This window comes from Corynebacterium urinipleomorphum, assembly GCF_900155535.1.
In the GTDB taxonomy this organism is placed as follows: Bacteria; Actinomycetota; Actinomycetes; order Mycobacteriales; family Mycobacteriaceae; genus Corynebacterium; species Corynebacterium urinipleomorphum.
Genome location: NZ_LT706965.1, coordinates 147846 through 163899 on the forward strand (window position 1 = coordinate 147846; position 16054 = coordinate 163899).

The 16054-nt window shown below is 62.4% G+C and carries 16 protein-coding genes; 13 read left to right on the top strand and 3 right to left on the bottom strand.

Translation table 11 applies throughout. The features are described 5' to 3' along the window. Positions 1-5 precede the first annotated feature (5 nt). Complete coding sequence (locus CZ338_RS07865; RefSeq protein ID WP_087117701.1) at positions 6-1823, bottom strand: ABC transporter ATP-binding protein; 1818 nt, start codon at positions 1821-1823, stop codon at positions 6-8. 50 nt (positions 1824-1873) lie between these two features. On the opposite strand from CZ338_RS07865, the gene CZ338_RS07870 reads away from it, so the two are divergent. Together CZ338_RS07870 and idi are read left to right on the top strand one after the other, a co-directional pair. Further along, on the top strand, positions 1874-2413 hold the full coding sequence (locus tag CZ338_RS07870; protein ID WP_087117702.1) for a hypothetical protein: 540 nt from the start codon (positions 1874-1876) through the stop codon (positions 2411-2413). Further along, on the top strand, positions 2413-2925 hold the full coding sequence (idi, locus tag CZ338_RS07875) for an isopentenyl-diphosphate Delta-isomerase (RefSeq protein ID WP_087117703.1): 513 nt from the start codon (positions 2413-2415) through the stop codon (positions 2923-2925). Before CZ338_RS07870 ends, idi begins: the two co-directional genes overlap by 1 nt. Here idi and CZ338_RS07880 read toward each other — a convergent pair. Then, positions 2876-3901, bottom strand: coding sequence for a carboxylesterase family protein (locus CZ338_RS07880; RefSeq protein ID WP_087117704.1), 1026 nt, complete (start codon positions 3899-3901; stop codon positions 2876-2878). The two genes, idi and CZ338_RS07880, sit on opposite strands and share 50 nt — an antisense overlap. Positions 3902-3920: 19 nt before the next feature. Here CZ338_RS07880 and CZ338_RS10980 point away from each other — a divergent pair, with 19 nt between their 5' ends. Together CZ338_RS10980 and CZ338_RS10985 are read left to right on the top strand one after the other, a co-directional pair. Then, the gene (locus CZ338_RS10980; protein ID WP_204211905.1) at positions 3921-4073 is read left to right on the top strand and encodes a hypothetical protein; all 153 of its coding nucleotides are present in this window, start codon (positions 3921-3923) and stop codon (positions 4071-4073) included. A gap of 6 nt (positions 4074-4079) precedes the next feature. After that, entirely contained in the window at positions 4080-4220 is a 141-nt protein-coding gene (locus CZ338_RS10985) for a hypothetical protein (protein ID WP_087117705.1), read from the top strand. Here the strand turns inward: CZ338_RS10985 and CZ338_RS07890 are convergent. Continuing rightward, complete coding sequence (locus CZ338_RS07890; protein WP_087117706.1) at positions 4204-6300, bottom strand: 4-alpha-glucanotransferase; 2097 nt, start codon at positions 6298-6300, stop codon at positions 4204-4206. The genes CZ338_RS10985 and CZ338_RS07890 overlap by 17 nt on opposite strands. 105 nt (positions 6301-6405) lie before the next feature. On the opposite strand from CZ338_RS07890, the gene CZ338_RS07895 reads away from it, so the two are divergent. The 9 genes from CZ338_RS07895 to CZ338_RS07935 all read left to right on the top strand — a co-directional run bounded on the left by CZ338_RS07895 (position 6406) and on the right by CZ338_RS07935 (position 16053). Continuing rightward, on the top strand, positions 6406-8280 hold the full coding sequence (locus CZ338_RS07895) for an AMP-dependent synthetase/ligase (protein ID WP_087117707.1): 1875 nt from the start codon (positions 6406-6408) through the stop codon (positions 8278-8280). A gap of 98 nt (positions 8281-8378) precedes the next feature. Continuing rightward, the gene (locus CZ338_RS07900) at positions 8379-9047 is read left to right on the top strand and encodes a hypothetical protein (RefSeq protein ID WP_087117708.1); all 669 of its coding nucleotides are present in this window, start codon (positions 8379-8381) and stop codon (positions 9045-9047) included. Next, positions 9044-10162 (top strand): radical SAM family heme chaperone HemW, encoded by a 1119-nt coding sequence (hemW, locus tag CZ338_RS07905; RefSeq protein WP_087117709.1) that lies wholly within the window; start codon positions 9044-9046, stop codon positions 10160-10162. Before CZ338_RS07900 ends, hemW begins: the two co-directional genes overlap by 4 nt. 50 nt (positions 10163-10212) lie before the next feature. Further along, positions 10213-11238: a heat-inducible transcriptional repressor HrcA gene (hrcA, locus tag CZ338_RS07910; RefSeq protein WP_087117710.1), complete on the top strand. Its 1026-nt coding sequence runs from the start codon at positions 10213-10215 to the stop codon at positions 11236-11238. Between the two features lie 74 nt (positions 11239-11312). Then, complete coding sequence (dnaJ, locus tag CZ338_RS07915; protein WP_087117711.1) at positions 11313-12443, top strand: molecular chaperone DnaJ; 1131 nt, start codon at positions 11313-11315, stop codon at positions 12441-12443. Further along, positions 12443-13147 carry a 16S rRNA (uracil(1498)-N(3))-methyltransferase gene (locus CZ338_RS07920; RefSeq protein ID WP_087117712.1) on the top strand — a complete coding sequence of 235 codons (705 nt, stop codon included), beginning with the start codon at positions 12443-12445 and terminating at the stop codon, positions 13145-13147. The genes dnaJ and CZ338_RS07920 overlap by 1 nt, the downstream gene beginning before the upstream one ends. Before the next feature lie 10 nt (positions 13148-13157). Further along, positions 13158-14150: a PhoH family protein gene (locus CZ338_RS07925; protein WP_087118196.1), complete on the top strand. Its 993-nt coding sequence runs from the start codon at positions 13158-13160 to the stop codon at positions 14148-14150. Continuing rightward, the gene (gene ybeY / locus CZ338_RS07930; RefSeq protein ID WP_087117713.1) at positions 14147-14716 is read left to right on the top strand and encodes an rRNA maturation RNase YbeY; all 570 of its coding nucleotides are present in this window, start codon (positions 14147-14149) and stop codon (positions 14714-14716) included. The genes CZ338_RS07925 and ybeY overlap by 4 nt, the downstream gene beginning before the upstream one ends. Further along, complete coding sequence (locus CZ338_RS07935) at positions 14716-16053, top strand: hemolysin family protein (protein ID WP_087117714.1); 1338 nt, start codon at positions 14716-14718, stop codon at positions 16051-16053. Before ybeY ends, CZ338_RS07935 begins: the two co-directional genes overlap by 1 nt. Position 16054 lies beyond the last annotated feature (1 nt).

Here is a 16054-nt window from a genome sequence, read left to right on the forward strand (position 1 = left end):
CTAATTTACGCCTTGAAGCCGAACGCTTTGAGTCGCTTCCGATCCTCTGCAGAGGAGGAGGCGGTCAACGCGAGGAGCTCCGAATAAATGCCGCCGGAGACCGCGAGCTCGGAAGGCTTTCCAATTTCATCGATCTTTCCATCTTTGAGGGTGATGATGGTGTCTACGTCGGCGATCGTCGATAAGCGGTGCGCGATCATGATGGTGGTTCTGTTTTTCATCAGCTCGTCGAGGCCGGCTTGGACCGCGCGCTCGGACTTGGTGTCCAGTGCCGAGGTTGCTTCGTCGAGGACGAGAAGCGGCGCGTCTTTGAGCATCGCGCGGGCGACGGCGACTCGCTGTTTTTGGCCGCCGGAGAGGCGCAAACCTCGTTCGCCGATGATGGTGTCGTAACCGTCGGTGAAGCTGGAAATGAAGTCGTGGGCGTTGGCGCGTTTAGCTACGTCGATGATTTCTTGCTCGGTCGCGTCTGGTTTTCCGTACGCGATGTTTTCGCGGATGGTGCCGGAGAAGAGGGCGGGCTCCTGGAAGACGACGCCGACGGAGGCACGGACCCTCTCAATGTCGGCGGCGTCGATGTCTGTGCCGCAGACGGTGAGATGGCCGTGCGTGATGGGATACAAGCCCAACAGGAGGTTGACCAGCGTGGATTTTCCGCCGCCGGATTCGCCGACCAGAGCGATTTTTTGGCCGTGGTGGGCGAAGAAGGAAATGTCGGAAAGGACCGGTTCACCTTCGTTGTATGCGAAGGACACGTGGTCGAACTGGACGGTCGGCTCGGCGGAGGGGAGGGGATCCACGGTGGTGGTGTCCAGTTCAGGGACATCGGCGGCCTCGGTCGCAGCAACGACCTGCGAGTTGGCGGATTCCTCCACGGCCTCGTCCATCACCTTGAAGTAGTCGCGGGAACCGGCGACGGCGCGCTGGGCGGAATCGACGAGCCAGCTCATCATGTGGACTGGCTGCTGAGCCATGGTAACCAGCTGGATGAGCATGACCATGTCGCCGATGGTGAAGCGGCCCTTGTACGTCTCCACGAACAAAATGAGGTAGATGCCCAGGAAGACCAGGTTCATCGCCATGCCGCGGGCGACATCCATGCTGTGCCACCAGCGGGACTGGGGGCGGGTGAGGTCGATTGTCTTTCCATAGTGGTCGCCGAAGGTTTGAAGCTCACGCGTTTCTGCGACGAAGGATTTGGTGACCTTGACTTGCCCGACGACCTCTGCGAAGCGACCGTTGGCCAGGTCGATCTGCTTGTTCTTTTCCTTTTCGTATTTTTGCCAACGCTTGGAGGTCAGTGCCGTGAGCACAAGGTAGATGGGGAAGAGGGCGAGCAGGAGCAAAGAGAGCGGCCAGTAGAAGAACGCGGTGATGCCCAGAATCGCGATGACCTGGAGGAGCATGGGCAGCAAAGTGTTGGAGAAGCTCTGAACCGTCTGCGTGATGTTCATGATTGAGCGGTCCAAGCGCGCGATGATGGTGCCGGTGACTTGTCCGTCGAAGTACTTCTGCGGAAGCGAGAGCAGTTTTGCGAAGTACCGGGTGGACAGAACTTGCCTGATGCGGGCGGACACGACGTCGCCTAAGTAGCCGCCGATGTTCTGCATCAGTGTGTTCGCGGAGTAGGCGGCGAACAGGGCTACTGCTAGCCATGCGACGGTGCGGAGGTCTCCTCCATCCACGATCGTGTTGGTCGCTTCACGGATGATGAACGGGGACACGAGGTTGAGGGCCGCGGTCACGGTGGAAATGAGGACAATACCGACGTAATAGGGCCAAAGCGCCGACGCGCTGCCCATGACTCGAAATAGTGGCTGCACTCTCCCCACTGTAAAGTGAGACGGAGTTTCGTCGATAGGGAAGGCACATCATGGCGCGTTCGGTTCGTTGTTTCGCCGCAGTAGTCTCATCCGCATTTTTGCTGGCCGGATGCGCGGACGAAGGAGTCGTTGACCAAGAGGGAAGCTCGATTACGCCGACCACGGGTGTCGCCACCCCCACAGAGGAACCGGAATCCTTCGAAACTCACACCGCCGAGCCGCTGAAATCCGATGAAATTGGCGGACAAATCGTCGAAGACCCGGGAATGGAAGTTTCCTACAAATGGCAGGGAACTAACTATGCGCCCAACGGCGGCACGGTGGTCACCGTCGCGGTGACAAATCATTCGGGCAACATCATGCCGCCAGAGGCGCTCGGCGACCCGGAGCTGAAGTACGAGGATGGCAAGGAAACAGCGAAACGTATCAGTGCGGAAGACGCTGGGATTGAGATTGAGGGGCTCGACTTCCCGTTGGGTAAAGGTGCCACGATGAACGTGCAGTACGCGTACGACGTCAGCCAAGGCGACCTGAGCGAGGCGACGTTCCAGATCGGAAACGTCATCTTCGAAGGGAACCTGAACAACTAGTGGATGAGCTCGTGGTGTTGTGCACCGAGGACGGAACACCGGCAGGCACCGCGCCCAAATTGGAGGTGCATACAGAGCGGACTCCACTTCACCTCGCGTTCTCAGCTTGGCTTTTCGACGACGCGGGGAACCTGCTTTTGACCCGCCGCGCCCTGACGAAACTAACGTGGCCGGGGGTGTGGACTAATAGTTTCTGCGGGCACCCGGGCCCCGGCGAATCGTTCGAGGATGCTGTGGTCAGGCGCGCGCGGGAAGAATTGGGAACGTCGGTCACGGGAATCCGTGTGGTTTTACCGAACTTCTCGTACCGGGCAGAAGATGCTTCGGGGATCGTGGAACATGAAGTCTGTCCAGTGTTCTTCGTCCAAATAGACGGGGAGCTGAACCCGAATCCGGATGAGGTTTGCGAGTATCAGTGGGTGAACATAGAGAACCTGCGGGAGGCCGTCAAGAGGGTTCCATTCATTTTCTCTCCATGGCTTGTGGAAGAGCTAGGGCAGTTTCCGGGCTGAGGTTCGTTTTTCCTTTCGCATAGTCGGCGAGCCAGGGGGTGAGGGGGCCGCTGAAGAGCGACAGCAGCTCGTCGGAGTGTTGGCTGTCGCCGGTGAAGATAATTTGCCAAACGTTGCCGGGGGCGCGGGCAACGACATCATCGACCCAGCGCAGGATGATCTTGTTGGTGAGGCGTGTACCGATGAAAGGTTGTTGGAACTCTTTCTCGTGGGAGGAAATGACAAGGTCGACTTCGGCCATTTCGGTCGGGTCGAGCGGCTGGGGGCCGAGAGCCATGTCGGTGGGGTAGCGGCGGCGGAGGCGGGAGTAGGCGCGCTCTAATCTTTTTGGTTTTGCCTTGTTGAGCCAGGTGCGGGTGGTGGGGATGCGTAACGCGGATTTTCGCTGCCGAAAAGGCTGGGAAGGAAAAGCCGGCGACATGGCGAGAGCACGGCGGAATGCGCCCCGGTAGTGGTCGCGGCGCATAAGCCACAGCACGATGGCGGCTCCAGCGGACTGACCGGTGAGTGTGACGTTGGTGGGGTCCCCGCCGAATGACTCGATATTTTGCTGCACCCACTCAAGGCCGAGGGCGACGTCGTCAACTGCGCGGAAATGGTTGGGCTGATCATCGGGGAAGGGAACGAGACCCTGGAGCTTCTTCCGGTAGCCGATGCGGACCAGGATCACGCCGTTGCGTGCGAGTTCCTCACCGGGGGAAGCTTCGTCTTCGTGGTCTCCATTCTCAAAACGTCCTCCATGAATGTGGACGACGACGGGGAGATCTTTTCCTCTGTGCGGTGCGATGATGGAAAGGGCGATGAGGTTCCGGTCTGGCGAGGTGGCGTCGATAAGCAATCCTTTCGGCGCCATTTCTGCATCGTCGAAAGGGGCGGGGAAGTGGGCGTACTCGATGGAGTGAAAGTAGGAGATGCCGCCGGATTCTCTTCCAATCACGGTCCCGGCGGGGCACGTCACTTCAACGGGTGAGCTCATGGGCCTAAGCTTAAGCGACATGATCGACTTGACGCAGGCAAGCCCGTGGCTGCAGCTGCCCGTCATCCTGGCAGTGGCGCTGCCGGTGGCCGGACTTGCGTCCGTCGGTGTGCTGCGGTTGGTGGATTGGCTAGCTGCGGTATTGAGCAGTGACCTAGAGGACGTAGAGTAGGAAGCAATGGCTAACCCCGAAGACCTGCGCAAAGAGGACATGAAACTGCCGAAGGCGCGCAGGAAGTATCCACGCTCCCGCGTTACCCAGGCACTGTGGGCGCTCATCGCGCTCGTGCTGGTGATGGGGGTTATCGGGCTGTTCTAGAACTCGCCTCGGCGACCTTGTGGAACAGCTCGATGTCCTCGAGATCCTCGATCAGCACCGCGTTTCCGTTCTTGTCGCTCAGTGGCACACACCAGTTTTTGTACTGGTGGGAGTTGGTACCCGGCTGGTTCTGAATGCGGGTGTCGCCGACCATGTCCACGAGGTTGGTGCAGGTCAACGCGGATCCCGTGCCGGCGATGAACTTGGTGAGACCAAGGACCAATTCATCGACGTCTCCACGTTCTTCCCTTCCGAGGCCGTCGAAGTCGGTGTCGGCGAGAGGGCTGCCCTGGAAGTATCCGTGCTCGCGGGCGGTGTTGAGGACGTGGCCTTGCCAGGCGATGTCTTTGGCATCCATCTCCTCAAACGAGTCGTCCACGAGTCCGAGCTTGTCGCGCAGCTGGTTGTGCGCGCCGGACAGGTAACCGGCGGTAGGAGGCAGGTCGTGTGTGCCCACAGAGGACAGCGCGAGGTTACGGTACTCCTGCGGGTTCATAGGACGCTCTCCGGTTGGGGCATGCTCGAACCAGATGACGGAGGTGCCCAGAACTCCTCGGTCGCGCAACGCTTCTTGCACCCACGGTTCGAAGGTGCCTAAATCCTCTCCGACCACGACAGCGTTCGCCCGGTCGGCTTCAAGGGCGAGGATGCCGAGCATGGCCTCGTGGTCGTAGTTCATGTACGCGCCGTCGGCCGGGGTGCCCATGCGCGGAATCCAGAACAGGCGGAACAAGCCCAGAATGTGGTCGACGCGGATGCCGCCGGAGTGGCGCAGCACGGTCTGGAGGAGTTCCCGCCAAGGGCGGTAGCCGGCCTCCGCAAGCTTGAACGGGTTCCAGGGCGGCTGGGACCAGTCCTGGCCGTGTTGGCTGTATGCGTCCGGCGGCGCCCCGACGGAGGCGTCTTGGACGAGGACATTTTGGAGAGTGTAAGAGTCGGCGCCCGCTGGGTGAACACCAACGGCGAGGTCGGTCATGATGCCGATGGACATGCCGGCATCCTTTGCAGCCTGCTGGGCAGCTTTCCTTTGTTTGTCGGCCACGAACTGGAGCCACATGTAGAAGCGGGCCAGATCGTCGGAGTCTTCCTCCAGCTCATATTTGGCGCACCAACGGGCGTAGTTGACTAGTCCGTCTCCCTCGAATTCCACGAATGCGTCGAATGCCTCGTGGTCGCCGGCTTCCTCGAAGACGTAGAAGAGCTCGTTCAGGGCGGCCAATTTTGCGTCGAAGATCGGGTCGCGGTGAATGAAGTTGGGGGAGGTGTTCAACGCCTTGAACTCGGCGGCGAGATCGTCGATGTCGGCGCGGGTGTCGGCGTCGAGAAGCTGGTACTCCGGCACATCCTCGATTGAAATGTAGATCGGGTTGATGAAGCGGCGCGAGGTGGGCAGGTATGGCGAGTCCTCCACCGGCGGGAGAGGCTCGGCGGCGTGGACGGGGTTGATCAAGAGGAATTCGGCACCGTTGCGGGCGAGGACCTTCGCCAGCTCACCGAGGTCGTGGAAGTCACCGATGCCCCAGGAATGCTTGGAACGCACAGAGTAGAGCTGGGCCATGACACCATAGGAGGGCTTTTGCAGCAGCTCGAGGTTGCGGCGGATCACCTGCGGGGTGACCACGAGAGTGCAGGACTCTTCGATGCCGTCCGATTCCAAGTGGATGGTGTGCCACCCAGTAGGCAGATCGCCGCGGGTGTGGAAGGTCGCTTCGCCCCACCCCTCAGTCGGCGGTGCCCAGTTCTCATCCTGGTAGGCGGGGGACTCGGAGCCGTCCTCGAGAGTGATCCAGACGTGCGCGGGGGCACCTTCTGGGACATGGACGTTGAAGTATGTCTCACGCCCTTCGCGTGCGATCACAACCGGGGGTAACGGTCGGGTGTCCCAGTGGGTGCGCCATGCGTGAAGGGCTTCAGTGAGTTCCTCGGGCGCGGGATCGTCGGAAAGCGGGATATCGAGCGCTTTCAAGAGGTGGACCAGTGAATCGCGGGGCGATGCCACGAGCTCGTTGTTCTGGCCCCGGTAAGTCATGCTGAAACCGTAGGCGGTAGCGAGTTGCTCAAGCAGTTCCGTATCAGCCACAACACGACATTGTGCCAAAGAACGTGCGACGGGACAGATTTCCCGCGCAAAAGTGCTGGTACTGGTGTGCGGTGACCTAAGGCTTAAGAGTACGGTCATTGTTAGATGGCCCACACCGAGGGAGGTTTCACTGTGACCGCACAAGAATCCAAAGTCTTCACCAAGCCCGCTGAATTCGAGCTTGCGCCGAACGACAACTGCTTGACCATGATGCTCGCTCAGTGCGAGAAGCACCCCGACCAGACGTTCTTCTCCCGCCCGGAGGGAACCAACTGGGTTGAAGTCACGGGCAAGGAATTCGCTGAGCAGGTGCGCGCAGTGGCGAAGGGCATTGTCGCTAACGGCGTGGAACAGGGCGACCGAGTGGTGCTCATGGGAGAGTCGAGCTACGAGTGGGCGCTACTGGACTACGCCATTTGGGCTGCGGGCGCGGCTAGCGTTCCGGTCTACCCGTCATCCTCGACGCACCAGGTGCAGTGGATTGTCGAGGATTCTGGTGCGAAGCTCGCAATCACCGATACGGAGGCGAACCGCCAGCGGTACGACCACCTGGTTCTGCGCGAGGACGGCACGCCGCCGCTGCAGGATTCCCCGTCCCAGCTGAAGCGCTCGCTCTCGTTCGCGACGGGTGCCGTGGGCGCGCTCACGACTGACGGCCGCGAGGTCGAGGATTCCGTGATCGACGAGCGCATTTCCAAGCTTCAGCACGACGACCTCGCGTCGCTGGTGTACACCTCGGGTACGACCGGTCGCCCGAAGGGCTGCATCCTCACTCACCTGGTGTGGGCATCACAGGCGAAAGCGCTGCTGACCAACCCGATCGGGCACTTGATCAATGATAAGACCGGCACACACTACATGACCATTCTTCCGCTGGCGCACGTGCTGGCGAGGTCGGTGGCTCTGGCGAGCTCGATGGGTGCCGCACACCAAGCGCACTGGTCGGACATGCGGACGCTGACACTGGCGCTGCAGCGCTTCGAGCCGGAGATGTTGCTCGGTGTGCCGCGCGTGTACGAGAAGGTCCGCGACGGTGCCTACAACAAAGCAGCGGAAAGCTCGGATTTTTCCGCGCGCACCTTCTTGGAGGCGGAGAAAGTCGCCATTGAGTACTCCAAGGCGATGGACACGGGCGAGCGTCTCTCCCTCCGCACCCGTGTACGCCACAAGATTTTTGACCGCCTTGTGTACAAGAAGCTGCGCGATGCCGTGGGCGGCCAGGCATCGCTGGCCATCTCCGGTGGCTCGGCCATTTCGACGGACCTGCTGCACTTCTTCCGCGGCATGGGCATCCCGATCTACGAGGGCTACGGCCTGACGGAGACCGCCGCTGCCGCCTGCGTGAACTACCCGGGCGGCACCAAGATCGGCACCGTGGGCAAACCGAATAACGGCTACTCGGTGAAGATCAACAAGGACGGCGAGATCTGCTTCAAGGGCGACGGCGTGTTCAAGGGCTACTGGAACAACGAGGAAGCCACGAACGAAGCGCTTGTCGACGGCTGGTTTGTCACCGGCGACCTCGGCGAGATTGACGACGAAGGCTACGTGAAGATCACCGGCCGCAAGAAGGAACTGATCGTCACAGCCGGCGGCAAGAACATTTCTCCGGGCCCGCTGGAGGACATCCTCCGCTCCGACAAGCTGATCTCCCAGGCTGTCGTTGTGGGCGACGGCAAGCCCTTCGTGAGCGTTTTGGTCACCATCGACGAGGAGGAGCTGAAGCGCTGGCGCAAGCAGAACAACATGGGCGAGCGTCCGCTCAAGGAACTGGTGAAGACTCCGGAGCTGCGCGCCGCTGTCCAGGACGTGGTGAATGAGGCGAACAAGACAGTGAGCCACGCCGAGGAGATCAAGAAATTCCGCATCCTCACCAATGATCTGACCGAGGAGAACGGCGAGATCACCGCGACGATGAAGGTGAAGCGCAACGTGGTTCTGGAGAACTACGCGAAGCAGATCGAGCGCCTTTACCGTTAAAAGAATGGTTCTCGGCGCGCCGTACAAAACCCTGTGAAGCACTGGCCTAAAGTCAACGCTCGAACGTCATAACAGGACTTGAGTTGAAGGGGGCCAGTGTGCACCGGACTGCCGCGACGCTGCGCCACCGCGAGTTGACCCAAGAGGTCTACAACATCGGCGACGAGGTCGCGGAGTACATCGAGCACATCGCCGAAGCTATCGCAGATTACGACGGGGAGCTTACCGACGACTGCCTGGCAGAGTTCTCCGAAATCGTCGACGATGCCCGCACAGACGCCCGCCGAGTGGTCGGCGAGCTCATAGGACTGCGGCAAGCACTCGTGTCCGGCGTGAAGGCGGGGTCGATTTCGGCCGCCCTTCCGGCTTCAGAGAAGCTCCCGGAACCAGAGCCATTGGATGCGGCGGGACTGTTCGAGCTGTTCCCGCTGTCGTCTCCGTCCCCTGTCAAGGCTATGACGGAGGTGTGCACACAGCGCACGGACCTGATTGTCCAGCACCTCGAGGAAGTGGTGGACTACACCCTCGAGCAGACCGACATGGTGGCGCAAAATCTGGCGGCCGTTTCGCTGCCGCACCTGTACGCCCGCGTCGGCGAGCTGGTGGAGTCGGCTGTGGACGGCTGGCTCGACTCCGTGGCTGCGGAGCACCCGGGATTCACTCGGGCGATGCGTGGATCCAACCCGCCGAATTTTCTGGAAGAGCGTGCCCGGGTGGACGCAATCGTGGCCAAGGTGGCGGCGAAGCGCTCGCGGCGCGGGGCATGAGTTTCGGCGTCTACATCCACGTTCCGTTCTGCGCGACTCGGTGTGGATACTGCGACTTCAACACGTACACACCGTCTGAGACGGAATCGTCGTATGCTGCCTACCTCGATTCGCTGGAACGCGAGCTGGAGCTGGCGGCGGAGAAAGTGGGCCTGACGGCTGAGACGGTCTTTGTCGGTGGCGGGACACCGTCGCTGCTCGGGGCCGACGGTCTGGGGCGGATTCTGGGCAAGATCCGGGGCACGTTTGGTCTGGCCAAAGACGCGGAGGTGACCACGGAATCGAATCCGGAATCGACCAGCCCGGAGTATTTCGCGGGGCTGAAAGAGGCAGGTTTCACGCGGGTGTCGCTGGGCATGCAGTCCGCGTCGACGCCGGTGCTGAAGGTGCTTGACCGCCAGCACACGCCGGGGCGTGCGGTCGCGGCGGCGAAGGAAGCGAAGCAGGCTGGTTTTGAGCACGTGAACCTGGACCTGATTTACGGCACCCCGACGGAGACGGACGATGACGTGAGGAAGAGCCTCGACGCGGTGCTCAGCGCGGATGTGGACCATGTATCTGCATATTCGTTGATTGTGGAGGACGGGACGGCGATGGCGCGGAAGATCCGGTCGGGCCAGCTGTCGGCTCCGGAGGAGGACGTCTACGCGGACCGGTACGAGATCATTGCGGACCGGCTCGAAGAAGCCGGATTTGACTGGTACGAGGTGTCCAACTGGGCGAAGCCGGGCGGGCAGTGCCAGCACAACTTGATCTATTGGCGCGGCGGTAACTGGTGGGGTGCCGGTCCGGGGGCACATGGTTACGTGAACCGGTTCCGTTATTTCAACGTGAAGCGCCCCGAGCGCTACAACCAGATGCTGGCCGAGGGCACTCTTCCGATCGACGGAAGCGAGACCATCACGGACGAAGAATCCCACTTCGAGCAGATCATGCTCGGTCTTCGGCTGAAAGAAGGCATTCCGGGGGAATGGGTGGGGGAGAAGGCGCAGGGGGTCGTCGATAAGCATGTGCGCGGTGGTGTGCTCGCGGAAGAAGGCGGGCGGATTTTCGCGACGGATGCCGGAAGATTGCTGATCGACGGGGTGATCACGGACATCTTGGCCGCGGAGTGACGTGGGCGCTACACTCGTGACTTAGCAGTCGAGGAAGGAGAGTGCCAGGTATGGCGGGTGTCGCACGCGAGCGCCGGCAAGCGGTCCTGCGCGCGATCGTTGCGGACTACATTTCTTCCCAGGAGCCCGTCGGCTCCAAACGGCTGGTGGAGCGCCACCAGCTGAAGGTCTCTTCGGCGACGATCCGCAACGACATGGCGGTGCTCGAGGCGGAAGGCTTCATTGCGCAGCCGCACGCCAGCTCTGGGCGTGTGCCAACCGAGAAGGGCTACCGGGCGTTTGTCGACGCGATTAACGATGTGAAGCCCTTGTCTCTCCCGGAACGGCGGGCGATCTCGGAGTTCCTAGAATCCAGCGTCGACCTTGAGGACGTGATGCGGCGGTCCGCGCATCTGCTCGCGCAGCTCACGCGCCAGGCGGCTGTGGTGCAGCTGCCCACGCTGGCGGTGTCGCGGGTGAAGCACTGCGAGGTCGTGGCGTTGACACCGACGCGTCTGTTGCTCGTCCTGATCACGGACAACGGGCGGGTGGATCAGCGCAACGTCGAACTCTCTTCTCCAATCGGGGAAGATGCGGTGGCGCAGCTGCGGGACCTGCTGAACAAGGCACTCGCCGGCAAGACGATGGGGGACGGGTCGACGTCGTTAGCTCTGCTTGCCGACGACGCACCGGCATCCATCGCTGATCCGCTGAGGCGGGCGATTTCCGTGCTCATTGACACGCTGGTGGAAAGCCCGAGCGATCGTGTGCTCATCGCCGGCGCGGCGAACTTGGTGCCCATGACGACGGATCTGCTCAGCGTCGTCGAGGCCCTCGAGGAGCAGGTGGTGGTGCTGAAGCTGCTAGCCAACCTGCCGGAGCTGGGCAACGTGTCGGTGGTCATCGGCGCGGAGAACGAGGATGAGGAACTGTCCAAGGCCAGCATTGTCACCACCGGATACGGTGCGGCGGGCGAGACCCTCGGCGGGCTGGGAGTGCTCGGGCCGACGTACATGGATTACCCCGGTACCATGCAAAAGGTCTCCGCCGTGGCCCATTACATCAGTCATATTCTGGCCGGTGAAGAGGGCGGATGATCCACGGCGCCGAAAGCGTTAGAACAACCTAGAACAACACAGATTTAGCTGAAATTAGAACCGAAGGAATTTAGATGGCTCGCGATTACTACGGCATCCTCGGGGTGGACCAGAACGCCACCGACGCGGAGATCAAGAAGGCGTACCGGCGTCTGGCGCGCAAGTACCACCCGGACGTGAACGACACAGACGAGGCCGCGGAGAAATTCCGCGAAATCTCGGTGGCGCAGGAAGTGCTGCTGGATCCGCGCAAGCGCAGCATCGTCGACCGCGGCGGCGACCCGATGGAGCAGGGCCAGGCGGTCGGCGGCGGTGCCGGTGGGTTTGGTTTCGGCGACATCTTCGAGGCGTTCTTTGGGGAGGGCGGCACAACTGGCGGTGGTCCCCGCTCGCGCGTGCAGCCAGGTAACGATGCGCTACTGCGCACCACGATATCTTTGGCAGAAGCATTCTCGGGTACTCGGAAAGACGTCACAGTGGATACTGCCGTGATCTGCGAGCACTGTCACGGCACGGGCTCCGAGTCCGAATCCAAGCCGGTCACCTGTGACGAATGCGGTGGCCAGGGCCAGGTGCAGCAAGTCCAGCAGTCCTTTTTGGGCAACATCATGACCACCACGTCGTGCCCGAAATGCAGCGGTTTCGGCGAGATCATCACCGACCCGTGCCAGAAGTGCGGCAGCCAGGGGCGCGTGCGTTCGCGCCGGGACATCTCGGTGAAGATTCCGGCAGGCATCGTCGGCGGCATGCGCATCCGCATGGCGGGCCAGGGCGAGGTCGGACACGGCGGCGGCCCGGCGGGCGACCTCTACGTGGAGGTGGAGACGGAGACGCACCCGGTATTCGTGCGCGAGGGCGACAACCTGCACCTGAAGGTGAATGTGCCCATGTACGACGCGGCGCTGGGTACCGCCGTCGAGGTAGAGAACTTGGCGGGCGAGACCACCACGATCGACATTCCCGCCGGCACGCAGCCGGAGGAGGAGATTGTGCTCAAGGGTGAAGGCATGCCCCGTCTGCGCCGCGAGGGTGCCGGCGACATGGTCGCCCACGTCCAGGTCGTCGTCCCCACCGACCTGACCAAGGAGCAGCGCCGCGGCCTGGAGGAACTGCGGGACAGCCATGAGGGCGCTGCATTCGTCGAGGAGGAAGCCGGCCAGGACGAGGGCTTCTTCTCCCGTTTGCGCGACCGCTTCCGCCGCTAATGAGCCTGCCGTATTTCCTCGCGGAAGACCCGGCGACAGGAAAGCTCGACGGGCCCGAAGGCCGCCACGCCGTCACCGTCAAGCGGATCCAAGTCGGGGAGCACGTGATGCTTGCCGACGGCCACGGGACCCTCGCCGAAGTCGAAGTGACCTCGCTGGCTGGGAAGGACCAGTTGGCGGGCACAGTCGTGGAGCTGAAAGAGGTTCCCCGGCCGCGTCCGACCGTGACGGTGGTGCAGGCGATCCCGAAATCGGAGCGGGCTGACCTTGCTGTTGATTTAGCCACGCAGGGCGGGGCGGACGCTATTGTGCCGTGGATCTCTCACAGGACCATCGCGCGGTGGCAGGGAGCCAAGGTTCAGAAAAACGTGGACAAGTGGCAGGCCACGGCGCGGGAGGCGGCGAAGCAGTCGCGACGCGCTTGGATCCCCGAGGTGCACGAGCCCGTGACCACGAACCAGTTGGCGGAACTCATCGCCGGAAAAACTGCGTTGATTCTCCACGAGGACGCGGAACGGAAAATCAGCGAAGTCGACTTGGACGTGGACAACCTGTTCCTCATTGTCGGCCCTGAGGGCGGGATCGGTGAGGATGAGCTGGAGCTGTTGGACGCGGTGAAGGTGAAGCTGGGCCCGGAGGTGCTGCGGACGGCCTCGGCCGCGTTCGCCGGATTGAGTGCCATTGGGGCACTTTCCCGCTGGTAGGGTGAACCGCATGGCAGAACTGGTCACCCGCTCCTACGAGCTCGACCCTGAACTGGCCCAGGCTGTATTGGGCGTGACGGATGAGAACCTGCGCACGCTGAACGAGATGTTGGGCGTGGATCTCTTCGCGCGCGGCACGACGGTGATGCTTCGCGGCCCGGTGGAGGACGTGGCGCACGCAACGCGCGTTCTCTCCGAGATCCAGGCGATGGCGCGCCGCGGGATCGTGATCACGGCCGACGCTGTGACGCACGCGGTGGACATCATGGCCACTGACATGCCGGAATCCGTGGCGGAGATTCTGGGCCAAGAGATCGTCGCACGCCGAGGAAAGATCATCCGCCCGAAGACGGCGGGGCAGCGCGAATACGTCGACGCGATCGACGAGAACACGATCGTGTTCGGCATCGGCCCCGCAGGTTCGGGCAAGACCTACCTCGCGGTGGCCAAGGCAGTGCAGGCGCTGCAGGCCAAGCAGGTCAAGCGCATCATTCTCACCCGCCCGGCTGTGGAGGCGGGGGAGAAGCTCGGATTTTTGCCGGGCACGCTGAACGACAAGATCGATCCGTACCTGCGCCCGCTGTATGACGCGCTGCGGGACATGCTCGACCCCGAGATGATCCCGAAGCTGATGGAGGCTGGAATCATCGAGGTCGCTCCGCTGGCGTACATGCGCGGACGCACCTTGAACGATGCCTTTGTCATTCTCGACGAGGCGCAGAACACCACTCCGGCGCAGATGAAGATGTTCCTGACGCGCCTGGGCTTTGGCTCCAAGATGGTGGTCACCGGCGATATCTCGCAGGTGGACCTGCCGCGCGGCGTCGTGTCCGGGTTGCGGGTAGCCAGCCGGATCCTCAACGACGTGGAGGACATCCACTTCCAGGAATTCATCGCGAAGGACGTGGTGCGCCACCAGCTGGTCGGCCGCATTGTCGCCGCGTACGACCGTTACGACGCACGCCGAGCAGCGAAAGAACAAGGAGAGGAAGAACGCGCATGAGCATCGAGGTCCTCAACGAGTCCGGGGAGGCAGACGTCAACGAGGAGATGCTTGTTGACGTCGCCTCGTTCGCCCTCACCGCCATGGACGTCCACCCCGACACCGAGGTGACTATCACCTGCGTCGACTCGGAGACGATGGCGGACCTGCACATGCGCTGGATGGATCTGCCCGGCCCCACCGACGTGATGAGCTTCCCCATGGACGAGCTCACGCCGGGATCCGGGCGGCCGGACGCCGCTCCCTTCGGGCCCTCGATGCTGGGGGACATTATTCTGTGCCCCGACTACGACAGAAAGCAGGCGGACGCCGCCGGGCACCCGCTGGGCCACGAGATGGCGCTGCTGACGGTGCACGGTTGCCTGCATCTGTTGGGGTATGACCACGCGACGCCGGCGGACGAGCGTGAAATGTTCGCGCTGCAGAATGAGATCCTCGCGGACTGGTACGACGATTTGTCTGCCCGCGGCGTGGAGTACCAGCCGAAGCCTGTGGGCAAGCACGCGTTCCCGTCGGCGGCGGACCGGGTGGAGCTTGACGGGCTCGTCGAAAAGCGGGGCGAGTAGTGGAACTGTGGGTGACCTACCTGCTCATCGCGCTTGTTTCTCTGCTGGGGGCGGGCGTGGTGAAAATGCTCGAGTCCGCGCTCGTACCCATTTCGCGTGCGCGCGTGGAATCGATGGTGAAGGACGAGGTCGGGGGCGCTCCTTCTCTTTTGCGCGTCGTTGATGCGCGTCCGAACCACCTGGGGCTTCTGGCGTTGATCCAGACGGTGCTGGATACCCTTGCGGCGGTGTTCGCGCTGCTGACGGCCTTCGACCTGATTCCGTCGCGTGGGTGGGCCATCACCGCCGCGATCCTGGCGGTGACGCTCATGCGCTTCGGCATCATCGGCGTGATCGCTCGCCGGGCGGGCAAGCTGAACCCGTACTCGATCTCTTTGCGTGCCGCGCAGATCTTGACGGTCGTGTACGTGGTGCTGGGCCCGGTGTCGAAGCTGCTCATCTGGATCGGCAACCTGGTCACTCCGGGCGAGGAGTCGCTGGAGAACCCGTACGCCACCGACGTGGAGCTGCGCGAAGCAGTGGACATCGCGCAGGAGCAGGGCGTGGTGGAGACGGTGGAGCACCGCATGATCCAGAACATCTTCGACCTAGCCACCACGCACGCGCGCCAGGTGATGGTGCCGCGCCCGGAGATGGTGTGGATCGAGGCGGAGAAAACCGCCGGCCAGGCAGCGAACCTGATGATCCGTTCGGGCCACTCGCGCGTGCCGGTGATCGGGGAGAGCGTCGACGACATCGTCGGCGTGATCTACCTGAAGGACATTGTGGAGCGCACGTACAACCGCACCGACGGCGGCAGCGGCGTGGGCGTTTCCGACCTGATGCGCGAGCCCATGTTCATCCCGGACTCCAAGCCGCTCGATGACCTGCTGGCGGAGATGCAGCGGGAGCAGACACACATCGCGGTGCTCGTGGACGAGTACGGCGGGATTGCAGGTCTGATGACCATGGAGGACATTCTCGAGGAGATCGTCGGGGAGATCACCGACGAGTACGACGCGGACGAGGAAGCGCCAATCGAGCTGATCATGGACCGCACCTACCGCGCTCAGGCGCGACTGCCGTTGGACGATCTGGTGGATTACCTCGACGACGAGCTGAACTACGAGCTGGAATTCGACGAGGAGCTCACCGACAACGTGGAGACGGTCGCGGGCCTGCTCTCCTACGATCTCGGGCGCGTGCCCCTGCCGGGCTCCTACGTGGAGGTCGAGGGGCTTCGATTCACCGCGGAAGGCGGGCGCGACCGTCGCGGCCGCATGAAAGTGCGCACTGTGCTTATCGACGTCCCCGAGCAGCCCCGTGCCGAAGATGACCCCGGCGACAGTGCACAATAGG

Coding starts and splice junctions, on each gene's coding strand:
- CZ338_RS07870 (WP_087117702.1), top strand. CDS start 1,874: ATGGCGCGTTCGGTTCGTTGTTTCGCCGCAGTAGTCTCATCCGCATTT.
- CZ338_RS07880 (WP_087117704.1), bottom strand. CDS start 3,901: ATGAGCTCACCCGTTGAAGTGACGTGCCCCGCCGGGACCGTGATTGGA.
- CZ338_RS10980 (WP_204211905.1), top strand. CDS start 3,921: ATGATCGACTTGACGCAGGCAAGCCCGTGGCTGCAGCTGCCCGTCATC.
- CZ338_RS10985 (WP_087117705.1), top strand. CDS start 4,080: ATGGCTAACCCCGAAGACCTGCGCAAAGAGGACATGAAACTGCCGAAG.
- CZ338_RS07895 (WP_087117707.1), top strand. CDS start 6,406: ATGGCCCACACCGAGGGAGGTTTCACTGTGACCGCACAAGAATCCAAA.
- hemW (WP_087117709.1), top strand. CDS start 9,044: ATGAGTTTCGGCGTCTACATCCACGTTCCGTTCTGCGCGACTCGGTGT.
- hrcA (WP_087117710.1), top strand. CDS start 10,213: ATGGCGGGTGTCGCACGCGAGCGCCGGCAAGCGGTCCTGCGCGCGATC.
- dnaJ (WP_087117711.1), top strand. CDS start 11,313: ATGGCTCGCGATTACTACGGCATCCTCGGGGTGGACCAGAACGCCACC.
- CZ338_RS07920 (WP_087117712.1), top strand. CDS start 12,443: ATGAGCCTGCCGTATTTCCTCGCGGAAGACCCGGCGACAGGAAAGCTC.
- CZ338_RS07925 (WP_087118196.1), top strand. CDS start 13,158: ATGGCAGAACTGGTCACCCGCTCCTACGAGCTCGACCCTGAACTGGCC.
- ybeY (WP_087117713.1), top strand. CDS start 14,147: ATGAGCATCGAGGTCCTCAACGAGTCCGGGGAGGCAGACGTCAACGAG.